Consider the following 17773-nt stretch of genomic DNA (forward strand, 5'->3'; position numbering starts at 1 on the left):
TACCCGCCGCGGGGCGGATGTCGGCGGCTGCGCCTAGAATTGGCTGGCCATGACTTTGTCTCCAGACCTGCCCAACGCCCCCGCGACCAGGGCGTCCGCGACCCCGATCATCCTCGACGGACGAGCGGGCCCCGACGCCGGTTCCGAGCAGCAGAGCCCGCTCTTCGACGGCCTCAACCCGCAGCAGCTCGAGGCCGTCAAGTACCGCGGCCCGGCCCTGCTGATCGTCGCCGGCGCCGGCTCGGGCAAGACCAGCGTGCTCACCCGCCGGGTCGCCGGCCTGATCGAGACCCGCGAGGCGTGGCCCAGCCAGATCCTGGCGATCACGTTCACCAACAAGGCCGCCGCCGAGATGCGCGAACGAGTGAAGGCCCTGCTCGGTCAGGCATCCGACGGCATGTGGATCAGCACCTTCCACTCCTCGTGCGTGCGCATCCTGCGCCGCGAGGCCGAGAGCGCGGGGCTGTCGGCGAACTTCAGCATCTACGACTCGGCCGACTCCAAGGTCACCATCAAACGCATCATCAAACAGCTCGACGCCGACACCCTCGGCTTCACACCCGGCAACGTGGCGTCCAAGATCTCCAAGCTCAAGAACGAGCTGGCGGATGTCGATTCCTACGCCCGCAACGCGAACATGAGCGACCCGCAGGAGGTCATGTTCGTCGAGATCTTCCGCCAGTACACGCGGCGGCTGCGCGCGGCCAGCGCCCTCGACTTCGACGACCTGATCGGCGAGACCGTGTTCCTGTTCCGGGCTTTCCCCAAGGTCGCGGCACTGTACCGGCGCCGGTTCCGGCACATCCTGGTCGACGAATACCAGGACACCAACCACGCCCAGTACGCGCTGGTGCGTGAGCTCACCCGCCCTGTCGACGCCGAACTGGCCGACGACATGGAGGATGCGGGCCTGCACGTCAAGAACCTGCAGGATGCCTCCGGCCAGATCCCCGGTGCGTCGCTGACCGTCGTCGGCGACTCCGACCAGTCCATCTACGCGTTCCGCGGCGCCTCCAGCCGCAACATCACCGAGTTCGAACGGGACTTCCCCGGCACCAAGGTGATCCTGCTCGAGCAGAACTACCGCTCCACCCAGAACATCCTCTCGGCCGCGAACGCCGTGATCGGCAACAACTTCGACCGCCGCGAGAAGCGGCTCTGGAGCGCCGGCGGCGACGGCGAGAAGATCGTGGGCTACACCGCGTACAACGGGCACGACGAGGCCCAATTCGTGGCCGACGAGATCGAGGTGCTGCACCGCGCTGGTATGGCCTACCGCGACATGGCGGTGTTCTACCGCACCAACGCGCAGACCCGTGCGCTGGAAGAAATCCTGGTACGCGCCGCGGTGCCGTACCGCGTCGTCGGCGGCACCAAGTTCTACGAACGCGCCGAGATCAAGGATGCGCTGGCCTACCTCGTCGCCGTCGCCAACCCGCTGGACGAACTGGCGCTCCGCCGCATCCTGAACACCCCCAAGCGCGGCATCGGCCCGGCCACCGAAACCCAGCTGGCCAGCTTCGCCGAGACCAACGGCATCTCCTTCCGCCAGGCCATGCGCGACTCCGGCGGGCTGGGCCTGGGGCCCAAGGTGACCGGCGCGATTCTGCAGCTGGCAACCCTGCTCGATTCGGCCGCCCTCATGATGGACCCGGAGAACCCGGCCGGAGCCGCCAACGTCAGCGACCTGCTCACCTTCCTGCTCGACGGCAGCGGTCTGCTCGCGGTGCTGCGCGCCAGCCGCGACGCGCAGGACGAGGTGCGGGCGGAGAACATCGAGGAGCTCGTCGCCCAGACCAAGGACTTCAACCGGGAAAACCCCGACGCCGGCCTGGTCGACTTCCTCACCCAGGTGTCCCTCGTCGCGGCCGCCGACGACCTCGACGACGCCTCCGGCACCGTGTCGCTGATGACGCTGCACACCGCCAAGGGCCTCGAATACGAGGCCGTGTTCCTCACCGGCGTCGAGGAGGGGCTGCTGCCGCACCAGATGTCGGCCGGTGAACCCGGCGGGCCCGCCGAGGAACGGCGTCTCTTCTACGTGGGCATCACCCGGGCCCGGCAGCGGCTCTACCTGTCGCTGGCGATGACCCGCGCCCAGTTCGGCGAGGTCAACGTGGCCATGCCCAGCCGCTATCTGCAGGAGATCCCGGCCACGCTGATCGACTGGAAACAGTCGCCCGGCATGGCCAATTCCCGCGGCGGCACCCAGCCCCGGGCGCTCAACGCGCGCCGCGACGGCGGCGGCTTCGGCAGCCGCAGCGGCACCCCGGGCCAGCTGCCGCCGGCACCCAAGCCGAAGACCGAGTGGGCCAACCGGGTCACCGCGCAGGTGCGCGACAACGGTGACCTCAGCCTGAACGCGGGAGACCGCATCCGTCACGTCGACTTCGGTGACGGCAAGGTCAACCAGGTCACCGGCGAAGGCACCAAACGCATCGCGCACGTGCAGTTCGACACCAGCGGGGCGAAGAAGCTCTTGATCAAGATCGCCCCGATCGAGAAGATCGAGTGACGGCGCCACACCACGACGATTCAGCGGATGCCCGCTCCCGGCCCGAGACACTGAGGCAGTGGGCGCGGTCCCTGCGCGCCCTCGACCTGGAGGTCGCCACCCGGGCGACGCTGGCTATGGTGATTCCGCTCATCGTGCTGGTGCTTGCCGGGCGCATCGACTGGGCCGTGTACGCCTCGTTCGGCGGCATGACGGCCCTGTTCGGACGCAGCGAACCGTACCGGCTGCGGGCCAGGTCGGTGAGCGTGGCGGCCGTGGGGATGGTCTGCAGCATCGGTTTCGGGTTGCTGTTGGCGGCGCTCGGGGCGCCGCTCGGCCTGCTGACGCTGGGCCTGATCGTGGTGTTGGTTCTCGGAGTGCTGCTAGTCAACACGATGGGACTGTTCCCCGGCACGCCGCTGTTCTTCGTGTTCGCCTACACGGTGTGCGCCCAGGTGCCCACCGAGCCCGACCAGGTGCTGACCCGGCTGCTCGTGGGCGTGGCCGGTGCCGCCTTCGCTTGGCTGGTGACGATGTCGGGCGCTCTGCTGCGCAGGGCCGCGCCGGAGCGGTCGGCCCCGCTGTTCAAGCAGCTGCCGAGGCAGCCCCGCCTCAACCCGACCGCGTACCGTGACGGCCGGGTCTGGCTGTCGATCGGGCAGATGGTGGTGGGCAGCCTGGTCGCCGGCGGCCTGGCCATTCTCGTGGGCATCGGTCATCCGTACTGGGCGGTGGTGAGCGTGGTGGCAGTCTTGCCGCCGCCCGGCGCCAGGCACTCCACCTCCCGCGCGTTCCACCGTATTTTCGGCACCGCGCTCGGGGTCCTGGTGACGGGGTTGGTGCTGTTGCCGGGCCCGCCCGTCTGGGTGTTGATCCTGGTGATCGCGATCGGCCAGTTCGGCGCCGAGATCCTGGTGGGCAAACACTACGGTGCCGCGCTGCTGTTCATCACACCGCTGGCGCTGACGGTGTCGCACCTGGGCAGCCCGGTGCCGGTGTCGGACCTTCTGGTCGACAGGGTCGTGGAAACGGTTCTGGGCGGCGCCGTCGCCCTGGTGATCGTGGTCGCCACCCGCGCGGGCCTGGCCCGGCGCGCCGGCACCCCACTCTGACCCGTGCCGTGTGGGCCACCGACGCCTTGTCGCCGACCACCGACGACGGTACGGTGTCCTGCACCGGGACCCGCGCACTGCAGCCGTCCCGGTCACCCGATACCCGCACCGTTCAGGGTCGGCTCGCGTCCGAAGGAGGTTCGATCATGACCCAGGAATCCGACGGCCTGTGGCCGCACGACCCCGAGGCGCTCGACGATAACCGCGTCGTCGACGACCTTGAGATCCCCGCGGACGAAGAGCTGCTTCCCAACGCCGAGGACATCGCGCCGACCGACGTGGAGACCACCGACGAGTGGGGCGACGACGCCGACAACCGGCTCGTCGACCTCGGCGACGACACTGACGATGACGAGTCTGTCGACCGCTGACCCTGGTAGGACGGTTCGGCAGCGTCGCGCCTGGGCGACTGCTCGTGCGGGGCCTCGTGCGGCTGACGGCCGTTTATCAGGACATCGGTCGAAAAAAAGGATGCTGCGTCCCTTGGGCTCAAGGGGTCAGCGCAACACTCTGACTTCTTGGAGTGATGATGCGTATTCCTGTTTCCCGTGCTGTGCGTCGGGTGTTCTGGACAGCGATTCGGGACGGAGCTACGACGCAGGACGCTGCCGCGGTTGCGGGCATGTCATCGCAGGAGGGTGACGTGTGGTTCCGCAATGCTGGTGGCATGACACCGTTGTCGTTGAATCCGCCATCCGAACGGTTTTTGTCGATTCGTGAACGCGAGCTGATTCTGGCCGGGATCAGCGCCGGCCTGTCGATCAGAGCGATCAGCCGGTCGATCGGACGCAATCCGTCGACGGTGCTGCGGGAGTTGGAGCGAAATCTGCCTCATCAATACCGACCGCGGTCGAGGATGGGGCGGCCCCGTTCGACGCCGGTGAAGTACTCGCCGTCGTTAGCGCAGCGTCGCGCAGATCTGAGGATGTCCCGCCCGAAACCAGCGAAACTGGCCCTGAATGACAGGCTCCGGGACGAGGTTCAGAATCGGCTATCGGAGAAGGCCAGCCCGGAGCAGATCATGCGACGATTGCGGTTGGACTTCCCCGACGATCCGGAGATGCGGGTGTCACACGAAACGATCTACCAATCCCTGTATGTTCAGGCCGCGGGGCGTTGCGCCGCGACCTGACAGTGGCGTTGCGCACTGGGAGAGCGCTCCGTAAACCGCAACGCCGGGCCACCCAACGCCAGGGCCGGATCCGCGACATGGTGCTGATCAGCGACCGGCCCGCCGAGGTCGAAGACCGGGCAGTTCCCGGACACTGGGAGGGTGACCTGATCGTCGGCAAAGACAGCGGCTCCGCGATCGGCACCCTGGTCGAACGCACAACCCGGTTCGTGATGCTGCTGCACCTGCCCGACAAACACGGCGCCGACGAGGTCCAGCAGGCGATGATCGAGACCATGGGCAGGTTGCCGGAATTCCTCCGCAAATCCGTCACGTGGGACCAGGGCAAAGAAATGGCCAATCACGCGCAGATCCGAATCGCCCTCGACATGGACATCTACTTCTGCAACCCGCACTCACCCTGGCAGCGCGGCAGCAACGAGAACACCAACGGTCTGCTGCGCCAGTACTTCCCGAAAGGCACAGACCTCTCCGGCTACCACCACGACTACCTCGACTACGTCGCCAACCAGCTCAACGACCGCCCCCGCAAAACCCTCGACTGGAAAACCCCGAAAGAAGCCCTCAACGAGCTACTCTCGAAGCCACAACCGACCGGTGTTGCGCTGACCGGTTGAATCCGCCTCCGATCCCGTCCTTGTAAAGTCACTTTTTCCTTACCTCCAGCCGGGTGACCGCCGGGGGCACCCAGGCGCCGTCGAGCACCTCGCGGCGAGGGCCGTACAGGCGCATCGTCACCCCGAGCGGCCCCAGCGGCGCCGGCAGCCAGTTGGCGATCAAGTCATCCGCCGGCCGCTCGTGCTGCAGGACCAGGTCGAGGGACCCGTCGGCGTTGTAGTGCAGCGCATCCCTGTCGCCGATCGCGTACCTGTCGATCGGGTTGGCGGCCGGGAAACCGTCCGCGTCGTACATGGTCAGGGACCAGAACGCGTCGACGGGCGGCAGCTCGTGCCTCTCGAAATGCAGCCGATAGCGGTTCCCGCCGTCGAGGGGCCGGCCGTCGGCATCCGTCATGAGGATCGGGTAGACCGCGTCCTCCGGCGGGTTCGCGCCAAGGCCCACCAGCGCGACCACGGCGCGCTTGAGGTAGTCGTTGCCGTAGTTGCCCATGGTCTCCACGTTGAGCAACCAGCCGTTCACACGCCGGCCCATCAGCGGCAGGGTGGCCAGCATGGTCGCCCTGGCCTCGGCCACCCCGTCCTCCAACAAAGCGGTGTCCGCCGCATCCAGCCGCGTGCTGTCGAAGGACAGGCCCGGCACGATGCCGAGGTGCCGGATCCGGGCAAGGACCGAGAAGTCGGTCCCGTGCACCGGCACGGTCCGCAACGCCGAGGCGGCGCGGCGGAAGAACTCCACACCGCTCAGCTGGGCCACCGTGCGCAACGGCGGAGTGGTTGAGTCCACCGTCGGGTCGAGCGGAAACTCCACATATTCCGGCGGCAGAGTGAGCGACAGCTGGTCTTGCAGCGCCCGCACCACCGGGTAGTCGTCGACACCGTTGGTCTGGAACCGGCCCACGACCCAGACGTGCGGGGTGGGCGCCTGGATGAGCGCGTGGCCGTCCGGCGGCTCGCCCGACCAGCCGGGCGGCACCACGAGGATGTCCAGCGCCGCGGTCCCCGTGGTGCGCTTGCCCGGGTTGGCGAAGACCTCGGTCCACATGTCGATCAGGGGCAACAGGTAGTAGCGGTCGGCTGTGTCGGGCAGGTGGATCACGACAGGGCCCGCGCCGAGCTCGAGCCAGGCGATCGAATAGAGGGTGTCGAAGTTGGGCCGCACGACGTCGCGGAACTCGGCCGCCGGGAAGCTGCGGGTATGCACGAAGGTGTTCTCGGGACCCCGGCCGAAGATGCGTCCCGGCGCCGTGTTGATGCTCTGCTGCCGGGTGACCTCCATCAGCACCAGCGGGTACAGGTAGAGGTAGGCCTCCTCGGCCAGGGTCTTCGGGTCGATCGACAGGGTGCTCATGAGTGATCCTCCTGCGGGGTCGGGCCACCCGGGGATGCCAGGGCGAGCGAACCGTTCGCAGATATTGTGGCCCAGCCCGGCGGCCGGGCACAGGGCATCGGCGGGGTCGGGGCGCGCGAGCGGGCCGGGTATCGCCGGCACGTCACCGGGTTTCGACAAGCTCAACCCGCGAGGGCAGGCTCAACCAGCGAGGCGGGAGCCCTCTACGGATGCGCCGCGGCGGCGCTGGCGTTGCACTAACAGCGCGATGGCGCGCCAACCGAGCAGGAACACCCCGAGGACGAGGAAGGTCACAATCACAAAGCTGAGCTGCACGCCCTGACCGCTGACGACTCGTAGCAGCATCGCCACGGCTACGGTGATCAGCCACACGCCCACCCCGGTCCAGACGATCCGCAGCGGTGTGCGCCGGGCCGTAAGAACCAGCCAGGCAACGACCAGACCGGCCAGGAACGGCCACCAGGTGACCAGCACGCCCCAGAGGCCCTCACCGTGGCTGGCCCGACCGATCACCACGAAGAGCAGCAGCATGGCCGCATCCAGACCTGCCGCAAGCGAAACGATGGCGAGGCTGGCATTGCGATTCGGCATGGGCCCAGAATACCGGCGCTCGACCAGCGGGCACGGCCGCTCATCTGAGAAGGTAGAGTTTGAGATGGTCAGTATCTCTCGACGTCGAGCTAGTTTCGCGCCGGGAGCCAGACCACACCTACCCCATGCACGGAACGCTATGACGCGGATTGGAAGAGCAGCGTGGATCTTTACGAATACCAGGCCAGAGACCTGTTTGAGCAGTATGGAGTCCCGGTTCTGCCGGGCATCATCGCAGACACGCCCGAGGAGGTGCGCGCCGCAGCCGAGAAGCTCGGCGGTGTCGTCGTCGTCAAGGCGCAGGTCAAGGTCGGCGGCCGCGGCAAGGCCGGCGGCGTGAAGGTCGCCAAGACCCCGGATGAAGCCGAAGCCGCCGGGCGCGCCATTCTGGGCCTGGACATCAAGGGGCACACCGTGCACCGGGTGATGGTCGCCGGGGGAGCCCGCATCAAGCAGGAGTTCTACTTCTCCGTGCTGCTGGACCGTTCCAACCGCTCCTACCTCTCGCTCGCCAGCTACGAGGGCGGCGTGGAGATCGAGGTCCTCGCGGTGGAGAAGCCCGAGGCTCTCGCCTACGTGGCCATCGACCCCACCGCCGGCATCGACCTGGCCAAGGCCAAGGAGATCGCCGTCCAGGCGAAGTTCCCGGCCGAGCTGGTTGACAAGGTCGCCCCGGTCTTCGTGCAGCTGTACAGCGTGTTCGCCGGCGAAGACGCCACCCTCGTCGAGGTCAACCCGCTGGTGCTCACCGAAGAGGGCGACATCATCGCCCTGGACGGCAAGGTCACCATCGACGAGAACGCCGGCTTCCGCCACCCGGGCCACGCCGCGCTCGAGGACAAGGCCGCCGCCGACCCGCTCGAGGCCAAGGCCAAGCAGAACGACCTCAACTACGTGAAGCTCGACGGCGAGGTCGGCATCATCGGCAACGGCGCCGGGCTGGTCATGTCCACCCTCGACGTGGTCGCCTACGCCGGCGAGGAGCACGGCGGCGTCAAGCCGGCCAACTTCCTCGACATCGGCGGCGGAGCATCCGCTGCCGTCATGGCCGCCGGCCTCGACGTGATTCTCGGTGACCCGCAGGTCAAGAGCGTCTTCGTCAACGTCTTCGGCGGCATCACCGCCTGCGACGCCGTGGCCCACGGCATCGTCGGCGCGCTCGCCACCCTCGGCGACGCCGCGAACAAGCCCCTCGTGGTGCGCCTCGACGGCAACAACGTCGAAGAAGGCCGCCGCATCCTCAACGAGGCCAACCACCCGCTGGTCACCCTGGCCGCCACCATGGACGAGGGCGCCGCCAAGGCCGCCGAACTCGCCAACGCCGCGAAGTAAGGGAACAGAATGTCAATCTTCCTCAACAAGGACTCCAAGGTCATCGTTCAGGGCATCACCGGCGGCGAGGGCACCAAGCACACCGCCCTGATGCTCAAGGCCGGTACCCAGATCGTCGGCGGCGTCAACGCCCGCAAGGCCGGCACCACCGTCACCCACGGCGACGTCGAACTGCCCGTCTTCGGCACTGTTGCCGAAGCCATGGAGAAGACCGGCGCGGATGTCTCCATCGCGTTCGTGCCGCCGGCCTTCACCAAGGACGCTGTTCTCGAAGCGATCGACGCCGAAATCGGCCTGCTCGTGATCATCACCGAGGGCGTGCCCGTGCAGGACTCCGCCGAGTTCTGGGCCTACGCCCAGGAGAAGGGCAACAAGACCCGCATCATCGGGCCGAACTGCCCCGGCATCATCACGCCCGGTGAGGCGCTCGTGGGCATCACGCCGGCGAACATCACCGGCAAGGGACCGGTCGGCCTGGTCTCCAAGTCGGGCACCCTGACCTACCAGATGATGTACGAGCTGCGCGACCTGGGCTTCTCCACCGCCATCGGCATCGGCGGCGACCCGATCATCGGCACCACCCACATCGACGCGCTCGCCGCGTTCGAGGCCGACCCGGAGACCCTCGCGATCGTCATGATCGGCGAGATCGGCGGCGACGCCGAGGAGAAGGCCGCCGAGTACATCAAGGCACACGTCACCAAGCCTGTCGTGGGCTATGTGGCCGGCTTCACCGCACCGGAGGGCAAGACCATGGGCCACGCCGGCGCCATCGTCTCCGACGGGGCAGGAACCGCGCAGGGAAAGAAGGAGGCGCTCGAGGCCGCCGGGGTCAAGGTCGGCAAGACGCCGAGCGAGACCGCGACCCTGCTGCGCGAGGTCCTCGCCGCGCTGTAGACCGCACCGAACGACGAAGGGCCCGCCGATCCGGCGGGCCCTTTGTCGCGCGCGGGGCGGCGAGTACTATGCACGCACGCGTGTACCCGCACAAGCGGATGCCGCGGCCTTCGATCGGAGGACCATGTCCCGCAACGACGCCACGGCCCCGGTCCGGCGCGAGCCCGCCCCCGCCTCGGGCAAGGGCCTGGCCGCCGGAACGCTGGGCCTATTCGGCTCCACGGTCATCGGGCTCGCTTCCACGGCCCCGGTGTACTCCCTGGCCGCCACGCTGGGTTTTGTGGTGCTCGCCGTGGGTGCGCAGGCCCCCGTGGTGTTCGTCATCGCGTTCATCCCGATGCTGCTGGTGGCGTTCGCCTACCGGGAGCTGAACCGGGACATCCCCGACTGCGGCACGACGTTCACCTGGGCGACCAAGGCGTTCGGCCCGTGGGCGGGCTGGATGGGCGGCTGGGGTGTGGCGGTGGCCGGCATCGTGGTGCTCGGCAACCTCGCCCAGATCGGCGGAATCTACTTCTGGCTGCTGGTGGCGCCGGACCTGGCCGAGAACGCGCTTCTCGTGACCCTCACCGGGGTGGTGTTCATCGCTCTGATGGAGTGGGTGAGCTACCGGGGCATCGAGATCGGCGAAAAGCTGCAGAACGTGCTGCTGGGCTTCCAGTACCTGGCGCTGATCCTCTTCACGGTGTTCACCCTGTGGGCGGTGTTCGACGGCTCCGCCCCGGCCGGCTCGACCACCCCGCAGGCGGAGTGGTTCAACCCGTTCGCCCTCACCTCGTTCTCCGGCCTTGTCGAGGGCGTGCTGCTGGCCCTGTTCATCTACTGGGGCTGGGACACCTGCCTGTCGCTGAACGAGGAGACCAAGGATCCCAAACGGATCCCGGGCCAGGCGGCGGTGCTGACCACGATCATCCTGCTGGTCACCTACGTGGGCGTCGCCGTCGCGGCGATGGCCTACGCCGGCCTCGGCACCGAGGGATTCGGCCTCGGCAACGAGGGCAACGCCGATGACGTCTTCTTTGCGCTCAAGGACGCCGTGTTCGGGCCGTGGGCCTGGCTGCTCGTGGCCGCCGTGATGATCTCGGCGATCTCGTCGACCCAGACCACCATCCTGCCCACCGCCCGGGGAACCCTCGCGATGGCCGTCTACAAGGCCCTGCCGAGCCGGTTCGCCCAGGTGCACCCGCGCTTCCACACCCCGTCGTTCTCCACCCTGATCATGGGCATCGTCGCGGTGGCCTTCTACGTGGGAATGACCCTGGTCAGCTCCAACATCCTCAACGACACCATCCTCTCCCTAGGCCTGGCGATCGCGTTCTACTACGCCATCACCGGCTACGCCTGCGTCTGGTACTTCCGGCACGACCTGTTCACCAGCTGGCGCAACGCCTGGATGCGCTTCGTCTTCCCGCTGCTCGGGTCGCTGCTGCTCACCGCGGCGTTCGGGTTCTCGGTGTGGGACATGCTCGATCCCGACTACGGCTACACGGTGCTGTTCGGCGTCGGCGGTGTCTTCGTGGTCGGCGTCGGGTCGCTGTTGTTCGGGGTGCTGCTGATGATCGTCTGGTCGTTCTTCGCCGGCGCCAAGCCGTTCTTCCGCGGCGAGTCGCTCAACCGGGATACCGCGGTGCTGGTGCCCGACGAGGATCTGCCGGTGATCCGGTCGGTGGACGGCGGGATCTAAGGCGGATTCGCCGGGGATTCGGCCCGAGCCCGGCGGGGTACGACGAACCCGAAGCCGGGCCAGGATAAGCTCCCTCTCGGATATGAACCGTATAACGACTGCCCTGCTCGCCGCGCTCGAGGCGCTCATTGTCGTCGCCATCGGAGTCGGCATCGCCCTGGTGCCGCTCACGATCCTGTGGGGCACCCACTACGGTCTGGGCATCGACTGGTTCGTCTTCTGGCGTGCCGCCGTGGACGTCTGGCTGCTCGGCAACGGCGTCGACCTCACGGTGCAGCTGCCCGTCGACGTCTCGGCCTCGCTGGGCCTGGCCGGCGCAGAACTGCCGTTCACCCTGAGCATCGCGCTGCTCGGTTTCGCCCTGCTCTCGGTGCTGTTGGGTGTGCGCACCGGCCGCCGCGCCGCCGGCACCGAGTACAGCCTCACCGCGGCAGGTGTGGCCGTGCTCAGTTATGGGCTGCTCGCCGCGCTGCTCACCTTCTCCGCCGGAACCGCCGTCGTCACACCGGCGCCGGTGCAGGGCATCCTGCTGCCCACCCTGGTCTTCGCCACCGGTGTGCTGATCGGCCTGGTCGGTGCGAACCGCACGGCCGGGACGGTGCTGCCGGACCGGGTGAGACGACCGGTCGCCAACCAGCTGGCCCGGATCCCCGCCGAACTGCGCAGCCAGCTCGGCACCGCGCTCCGCGGTGGCACCGCCGTCGTCGCCGGCATCATGGTCGTCTCCGCCGTGGCCGTGTGCGTGTCGGTGCTGGCCAATTTCGCCACCGTGATCGGGCTCTACGAGACTCTGCAGGCCGGGGTGATGGGCGGCATCACCCTCACGATCGGGCAGCTCGCTTTCATCCCGAACGTCGTCGTCTGGGCGGCCAGCTGGTTCGTCGGCCCCGGGATCGCCCTCGGCACCGGCAACAGCGTCTCCCCGCTCGGCACGACGCTCGGCTCCGTGCCCGGCCTGCCGCTGTTCGGCGCGCTGCCGAACGGCACCCTGGAGTTCGGTTTCCTGGGCCTGCTCGTTCCGGTGCTGATCGGCTTCGTTGTGGCGGTGCTCGTGCGGCAAAGCGTCGACAAGCGCGCCAACGCCCTGCACGGCACGGCGCGGATGCTCGGCACCGGTGCCCTGATGGGCGTTGTCGCCGGCATCCTGCTTGGCCTGCTCGCCTGGTGGTCGGCCGGGGCGATGGGACCGGGGCGGCTCGCCGAAGTCGGTCCCAACCCGCTGCTCGTCGGGGCGTTGACCGTCCTGGAGGTGGGCATCGCCGCCGCGCTCGGTATGCTCGTCGGTGGCCGACGGGCCCGGAGCACGGACTCCGGTGCCGAGGAACTCTCAACGAAACGGTAGGCTCGGATGGTGCTGTCACTGGTCGTATTGATCTCCGGCGGAGGCTCGAACCTGCGCGCGCTTCTCGAGGCGTCCGCCGATGCGGAGTTCCCCGCCCGGGTGATCGCCATCGGTGCAGACCGCGACGCCGAGGGGCTCGCGCTCGGCGAGGAATTCGGCATCCCGACCTTCACGGTGCCGTTCGCCTCCTACGCCGACCGTGACGCGTGGGGCGACGCGCTGCTCGAGCAGATCCAGCAATGGGAGCCCGACCTCACCGTGCTCAGCGGCTTCATGCGGCTGCTGCCGCCGCGGGTCGTCGGCGCACTGTCGCCGCACCTGATCAACACCCATCCCGCCTACCTGCCCGAGTTCCCCGGCGCCCACGGGGTGCGCGACGCGCTCGCCGCCGGGGCGACCCAGACGGGCGCCAGCATCATTGTTGTCGACAACGGCGTGGACGACGGACCGATCGTGAGCCAGGAACGGGTGCCGGTGTTGACCGACGACACCCAGGATTCGCTGCACGACCGCATCAAACTCGTCGAACGCCGCCTGCTCGTGCAGGCCGTGCTCGACATCGCCAACGGACACGTCGATCTCAAGGAGCATTCCCCCATATGAGCGGTCACACCAACGCCCGGAGCCTCTACCGCGACCGGGACGTCATTCCCGTGCAGCGCGCGCTGATCTCGGTTTCAGACAAGACCGGCCTGGTCGAACTGGCCAACGCCCTGGCCGCCGCCGGGGTCGAGATGGTCTCCACCGGTTCCACCGCCGCCACCATCCGTGACGCCGGCCACGACGTGACGGATGTCGCCGCCGTCACCGGGTTCCCGGAGTCGCTTGACGGCCGGGTGAAGACCCTGCACCCGAGCGTGCACGCCGGCATCCTCGCCGACCTGCGCCTCGAGGCGCACGAGAACCAGCTCGCCGACCTGTCGATCGCCCCGTTCCAGCTCGTGGTGGTGAACCTGTACCCGTTCGTCGAAACCGTAGAGTCGGGTGCGGAACCCGCCGACGTGATCGAGCAGATCGACATCGGCGGCCCGGCGCTGGTGCGTGCCTCCGCCAAGAACCACCCCAACGTGGCCATCGTCGTGGACCCGGAGAACTACCCGGAGATCATCACGGCCGTCGGCGCCGGCGGCAGCACCCTTCGGCTGCGGCAGAAGCTGGCCTCGCTCGCGTTCGAACACACCGCCAACTACGACCTGAGTGTGTCGGCCTGGTTCACCGAGAACGTCTACGACCAGTGGCAGGACGACGCGGAGTCGCTCGGCGAGGAGATCCTCGAGGCGTTCGACTCCATCGTCGGCGCCGACAGCGATGACCCCACCGACCTGCAGTTCCCGGAGACCCTCGCGATCGAAGCCAGCCGCGGGGCCGTGCTGCGCTACGGCGAGAACTCGCACCAGGCCGCAGCTCTCTACCTCGGCGAGGGCGGCCAGGGTATCGCCCAGGCCGTGCAGCTGCACGGCAAGGAGATGTCCTACAACAACTACGTCGACGCGGATGCCGCCGTGCGCGCCGCGTTCGACTTCAGCGAACCGGCCGTGGCGATCATCAAGCACGCCAACCCGTGCGGCATCGCCGTGGCGAACCCCAAGGCCCCCGACGCCATCGCGTCTGCGCACCACCGTGCGCATGACTGCGACCCGGTCTCCGCGTTCGGCGGGGTCATCGCGGCCAACCGCGTCGTCACGCTGGGTATGGCCGAGACGGTCAGCCAGATTTTCACCGAGGTGCTCGTTGCGCCCGGCTTCGAGCCGGCCGCGTTCGAGCTGCTCAGCGCGAAAAAGAACATCCGTCTGCTCGAGCTGCCGGCCGACTACCGTCGTTCGTCGCTGGAGCTGCGCCAGATCTCCGGCGGCCTGCTCGTGCAGGAGACCGACACCTTCGACACCCTGGACACCTCCGAGTGGCGCCTGGTGTCGGGCCCCGAGGTCGACGACGCCACGCGCGCCGACCTCGAGTTCGCCTGGAAGGCCTGCCGTGCGGTGAAGTCCAACGCGATCCTGCTCGCGCACGCCGGCGCATCCGTGGGTGTGGGCATGGGCCAGGTCAACCGGGTCGATTCGTGCCACCTGGCCGTGAGTCGGGCGGGGGAGCGGGCCGAAGGCGCCGTGGCCGCGTCCGACGCGTTCTTCCCGTTCGCCGACGGCCTCGAGGTGCTGCTGGAGGCCGGCGTGACCGCGGTCGTGCAGCCCGGCGGTTCGGTGCGCGACGAGGAGGTCATCGCCGCGGCGACGGCCGCTGGTGTGTCGATGTACTTCACCGGGGAGCGCCACTTCTTCCACTGACCGTGAGGCAGGGACCTGACGTCGGGCGCGGCATCCGTATCTCTCGGATGTCGCCCCGGCGTTCGTTGTTGTGTGGCTCTTCTCAGTCTGGGCTGACATGATGGGAGGTCCACGTGACACCGCCGTTGCAGTCCTCCTCAGACCTGACACGGAAAGGTCCCTTGTGATCGAAGTTTTCGGGCTGTCCCTGCCCGCTTTCCCGGTTGCCGTTGTCGCGGCGATCGTTCTCGCCCTCGCGATCACCGCGATCGCCGCCTTCTCCTTCCGCATGGTCGGCAAGCGCAGGTCCTGGGCGCGGGTGCTCGTGAAGCTGATCCGGGTGCCGTTCCGCATGACCGTGCTGATCGGCGCGCTGTGGCTGGCTGTCGCCGGCTACCTCGATGTGCCCGAAGCTTGGGAGGCCACGGTGGGCTTCGTCTTCCGGGCCCTGTTCATCGGCAGCGCCACCTGGCTGCTGTGCGCGCTGCTGTATTACGCCGAGGAAATCACCGCCAACAAGTACCGCATCGACGTGCGCGACAACCGGGTGGCCCGCCGGGTACGTACCCAGCTGCGGATGCTGCGCCGCATCGGCGTTGTGATCATCATCATCTGCGCCATCGGCACGGTGTTGCTGAGCATTCCCGGCGCCGCGACCGTGGGTGCGAGCCTGTTCGCCTCCGCCGGCCTGCTCAGTGTCGTGGCAGGCCTGGCCGCCCAGTCCACCCTGGCGAACATCTTCGCCGGCATGCAGCTGGCGTTCAACAACGCGCTGCGGGTCGACGACGTCGTGATCGTCGAGGGCGAGTGGGGCAAGATCGAGGAGATCACCCTCACCTACATCGTCGTGCACATCTGGGACGACCGGCGGATGGTGCTGCCGTCCACCTACTTCACCACCACCCCGTTCCAGAACTGGACCCGGCACAACAGCGAACTGCTGGGCCAGATTGACTTCGACCTGGACTGGCGTGTCAACCCCGCCGCGATGCGCGACGAGCTCAACCGGGTCGTCGCCCAGACCGACCTGTGGGACGGCCGGGCTGTCGTTCTTCAGGTGACGGATGCCGTGGGCGGCTTCGTGCGCGTGCGCGTGCTCGTGACGGCGCAGGACGCACCCACCCTGTTCGACCTGCGCTGCTTCGTGCGGGAGAACCTGATCGACTGGGTCAACGCCGAGAACCCCGATGCCCTGCCGCTGAACCGTGTCGAGGTGCGCCAGCAGCCGGAGACCCCGCCGGTGCGCCCGTCGAGCCACTCGCGCAAGCCCGCGCGCCCGGTGATCGAGGCGCCGGGACTGTTCTCCGGCGACGAGGGTGGCAAGGAACGCGCCCAGCACTTCACCGAGTCCATCACCGTGCAGGACTGGGAAGACGCCCCCGAGACCCTGCCCGCGCCGCGCTAGTCTGGCGCCCTCCGTCGGGCCGCCGACGTGCGGCATCCTGCCTCGTCGCGGCGCGTTTAGGCGAGGTTTGTGGCAACTGACAGAGGTGGCGTTCGCCGACTTGCGGCATCCGGCCCCTTCGCGCCGAACGAAAGGGCACTTTACGGCAACTCGTGAGCGGCCGCGTCGGCGTTGCGGGGCGGCGGCGAGGCCGGGCAAGGGTGCGGGTCAGGCGAGCGCGCCCATCACGACGGTCTCGAAGATCGGCCGGGGATCGGTGCTGTCGTGCCGGGCGATGCGGTGCAGGAGGAGGCCCTCGAAACAGGCGGCAATGGCCTCCGTCGCGGCCTGCGGATCACGGGCGCCCAGCTCGGCGAGAGCGGACACGATGCCCTCGCCCAGGGCCGCCCGGCCCCGGGACAGCGCCTCTCGAAGCTCGGCGTTGTGGTTGGCTTCCATGAACAGCACGAGCCTCGCCGTGGTCAGGTCCCTGTTCTCGTGGGTCGTCACCTCGAGCAGGGTGCACATCGCGTCGATGAGCTCGGCCGGTGAACGCGGCGAGAACGCCACTCGCACTGGACGAAGCTCCTGCTCCACGATCCACTCGGAAACGCCGATCAGCAGGGCGGCCCGCGTGCGGAAGTAGTTGGAGGTGGACCCCTTCGGCAGGTCGGCGCGTTCGTCAACACGAACGTGGGTGAGCGCACGCAACCCGCCCGTCGCGAGGAGGTCGATCGCGGCTTCCAGGACGCGCACTCGAATCGGAGTCATTCTTTCACTATAGACATAGTGGACGAGACACTATGTCCGTAGTATTATGGCGGCATGAGTGCGATGAAGCCCTCGGGCAAATTCAGTCATGGAACAAGCCGCCTCGATGGCACGGGCACGGGCTCGTGGCCGGAGTTGGCCGGGGTCCGACATCGGTTCCTCGATCTTCCGGGGCTGCGGATGCACGTGGCCGAGGCGGGTAGCGGCCCGCCGCTCGTGCTGCTGCACGGGTTCCCGCAGCACTGGTGGGCCTGGCGCAAGGTCATCCCGGCCCTCGCCGCGAACTACCGGGTGATCTGCCCGGACCTGCGCGGTGCCGGCTGGACCGAGGCCCCGCCCGACGGATACACGAGCGAGCAGCTGGTAGCGGATGTCGTTGCGCTGCTCGACGCGTTGCACCTCGACAAGGTGAATATTCTCGGCTACGACTGGGGCGGCATCGTCGGGTTTCGGGTGTGCCTGGCTCATCCCGAGAGAGTCGAGAGATTCGTCGCACTTGCCACCCCGCACCCGTACCCCGAATTCCACCCCCGGGCGCTGTTGTACGTCTGGCGGATCTGGTCGATGTTCGCCATCGCAATACCGGGTCTGGGACCCTGGCTCCTCCGCACCGGACGACAACGGCTGCCGCGCCGGCTGATGACCGGTGACACGAGCGACCCGTCGGTCTTCGCACCCGAAGACATCGACGCCTTTGTGTCCCGGCTAAACCTCATTCCACCGATCGGCTGAGGTTGGGAGTCGTGTTCTGATTTGAGTTGCGGCGGCGTGCTGGGGCGTGGTTGTGCGCTGAGCCTCGCTGCTC

Annotated in this window: 14 protein-coding genes and 1 pseudogene; 12 read left to right on the top strand and 3 right to left on the bottom strand. The window is 68.1% G+C overall.

Going from position 1 to position 17773, the window contains the following annotated elements; translation table 11 throughout:
* Nucleotides 1–49: 49 nt before the first annotated feature.
* From RCH12_RS10030 to RCH12_RS10045, 4 genes and pseudogenes are all read left to right on the top strand, one after another.
* Nucleotides 50–2515, top strand: coding sequence for an ATP-dependent helicase (locus tag RCH12_RS10030; RefSeq protein ID WP_088457122.1), 2466 nt, complete (start codon nt 50–52; stop codon nt 2513–2515).
* The gene (locus RCH12_RS10035) at nt 2512–3606 is read left to right on the top strand and encodes an FUSC family protein (RefSeq protein WP_241983597.1); all 1095 of its coding nucleotides are present in this window, start codon (nt 2512–2514) and stop codon (nt 3604–3606) included. Before RCH12_RS10030 ends, RCH12_RS10035 begins: the two co-directional genes overlap by 4 nt.
* Before the next feature lie 146 nt (nt 3607–3752).
* Entirely contained in the window at nt 3753–3977 is a 225-nt protein-coding gene (locus RCH12_RS10040; RefSeq protein WP_133159732.1) for a hypothetical protein, read from the top strand.
* A 155-nt stretch (nt 3978–4132) separates the two neighbouring features.
* A pseudogene (locus RCH12_RS10045) lies at nt 4133–5355 on the top strand (IS30 family transposase).
* Between the two features lie 28 nt (nt 5356–5383).
* Here the strand turns inward: RCH12_RS10045 and RCH12_RS10050 are convergent.
* Both RCH12_RS10050 and RCH12_RS10055 read right to left on the bottom strand, forming a co-directional pair.
* Entirely contained in the window at nt 5384–6706 is a 1323-nt protein-coding gene (locus RCH12_RS10050) for a DUF1254 domain-containing protein (RefSeq protein WP_327016767.1), read from the bottom strand.
* A 180-nt stretch (nt 6707–6886) separates the two neighbouring features.
* Nucleotides 6887–7297: a DUF3054 domain-containing protein gene (locus RCH12_RS10055; protein WP_327016768.1), complete on the bottom strand. Its 411-nt coding sequence runs from the start codon at nt 7295–7297 to the stop codon at nt 6887–6889.
* A gap of 162 nt (nt 7298–7459) precedes the next feature.
* Between RCH12_RS10055 and sucC the strand changes: the two genes are divergently transcribed.
* The 7 genes from sucC to RCH12_RS10090 all read left to right on the top strand — a co-directional run bounded on the left by sucC (nt 7460) and on the right by RCH12_RS10090 (nt 16218).
* The gene (gene sucC / locus RCH12_RS10060; protein WP_103432187.1) at nt 7460–8629 is read left to right on the top strand and encodes an ADP-forming succinate--CoA ligase subunit beta; all 1170 of its coding nucleotides are present in this window, start codon (nt 7460–7462) and stop codon (nt 8627–8629) included.
* A 9-nt stretch (nt 8630–8638) separates the two neighbouring features.
* A complete protein-coding gene (gene sucD / locus RCH12_RS10065; RefSeq protein ID WP_088457117.1) occupies nt 8639–9526 on the top strand; it encodes a succinate--CoA ligase subunit alpha in 888 nt (295 codons plus the stop codon).
* A gap of 124 nt (nt 9527–9650) precedes the next feature.
* Entirely contained in the window at nt 9651–11210 is a 1560-nt protein-coding gene (locus tag RCH12_RS10070; protein WP_327016769.1) for an APC family permease, read from the top strand.
* Between the two features lie 82 nt (nt 11211–11292).
* Nucleotides 11293–12552, top strand: a complete 1260-nt coding sequence (locus RCH12_RS10075; RefSeq protein ID WP_327016770.1) for a cell division protein PerM — start codon at nt 11293–11295, stop codon at nt 12550–12552.
* A 9-nt stretch (nt 12553–12561) separates the two neighbouring features.
* Nucleotides 12562–13155: a phosphoribosylglycinamide formyltransferase gene (gene purN / locus RCH12_RS10080; RefSeq protein ID WP_103459277.1), complete on the top strand. Its 594-nt coding sequence runs from the start codon at nt 12562–12564 to the stop codon at nt 13153–13155.
* A complete protein-coding gene (purH, locus tag RCH12_RS10085; RefSeq protein WP_327016771.1) occupies nt 13152–14834 on the top strand; it encodes a bifunctional phosphoribosylaminoimidazolecarboxamide formyltransferase/IMP cyclohydrolase in 1683 nt (560 codons plus the stop codon). The genes purN and purH overlap by 4 nt, the downstream gene beginning before the upstream one ends.
* 163 nt (nt 14835–14997) lie before the next feature.
* Nucleotides 14998–16218, top strand: a complete 1221-nt coding sequence (locus tag RCH12_RS10090) for a mechanosensitive ion channel family protein (RefSeq protein ID WP_241980198.1) — start codon at nt 14998–15000, stop codon at nt 16216–16218.
* Between the two features lie 207 nt (nt 16219–16425).
* Here the strand turns inward: RCH12_RS10090 and RCH12_RS10095 are convergent, their stop codons facing one another.
* Nucleotides 16426–16968, bottom strand: a complete 543-nt coding sequence (locus tag RCH12_RS10095; protein ID WP_327016772.1) for a TetR/AcrR family transcriptional regulator — start codon at nt 16966–16968, stop codon at nt 16426–16428.
* Nucleotides 16969–17154: 186 nt separating this feature from the next.
* On the opposite strand from RCH12_RS10095, the gene RCH12_RS10100 reads away from it, so the two are divergent.
* Nucleotides 17155–17700, top strand: a complete 546-nt coding sequence (locus RCH12_RS10100; RefSeq protein ID WP_327016773.1) for an alpha/beta fold hydrolase — start codon at nt 17155–17157, stop codon at nt 17698–17700.
* Nucleotides 17701–17773: the final 73 nt, after the last annotated feature.

Source organism: Cryobacterium sp. MP_3.1 (assembly GCF_035984795.1).
GTDB classification, from domain to species: Bacteria; Actinomycetota; Actinomycetes; order Actinomycetales; family Microbacteriaceae; genus Cryobacterium; species Cryobacterium zongtaii.

Excerpts from the sequence above, each read along its gene's own strand:
- sucD (WP_088457117.1), top strand. The coding sequence starts at position 8,639 with ATGTCAATCTTCCTCAACAAGGACTCCAAGGTCATCGTTCAGGGCATC.
- RCH12_RS10095 (WP_327016772.1), bottom strand. The coding sequence starts at position 16,968 with ATGACTCCGATTCGAGTGCGCGTCCTGGAAGCCGCGATCGACCTCCTC.
- RCH12_RS10055 (WP_327016768.1), bottom strand. The coding sequence starts at position 7,297 with ATGCCGAATCGCAATGCCAGCCTCGCCATCGTTTCGCTTGCGGCAGGT.
- RCH12_RS10070 (WP_327016769.1), top strand. The coding sequence starts at position 9,651 with ATGTCCCGCAACGACGCCACGGCCCCGGTCCGGCGCGAGCCCGCCCCC.
- RCH12_RS10030 (WP_088457122.1), top strand. The coding sequence starts at position 50 with ATGACTTTGTCTCCAGACCTGCCCAACGCCCCCGCGACCAGGGCGTCC.
- RCH12_RS10050 (WP_327016767.1), bottom strand. The coding sequence starts at position 6,706 with ATGAGCACCCTGTCGATCGACCCGAAGACCCTGGCCGAGGAGGCCTAC.
- RCH12_RS10075 (WP_327016770.1), top strand. The coding sequence starts at position 11,293 with ATGAACCGTATAACGACTGCCCTGCTCGCCGCGCTCGAGGCGCTCATT.
- purH (WP_327016771.1), top strand. The coding sequence starts at position 13,152 with ATGAGCGGTCACACCAACGCCCGGAGCCTCTACCGCGACCGGGACGTC.
- RCH12_RS10040 (WP_133159732.1), top strand. The coding sequence starts at position 3,753 with ATGACCCAGGAATCCGACGGCCTGTGGCCGCACGACCCCGAGGCGCTC.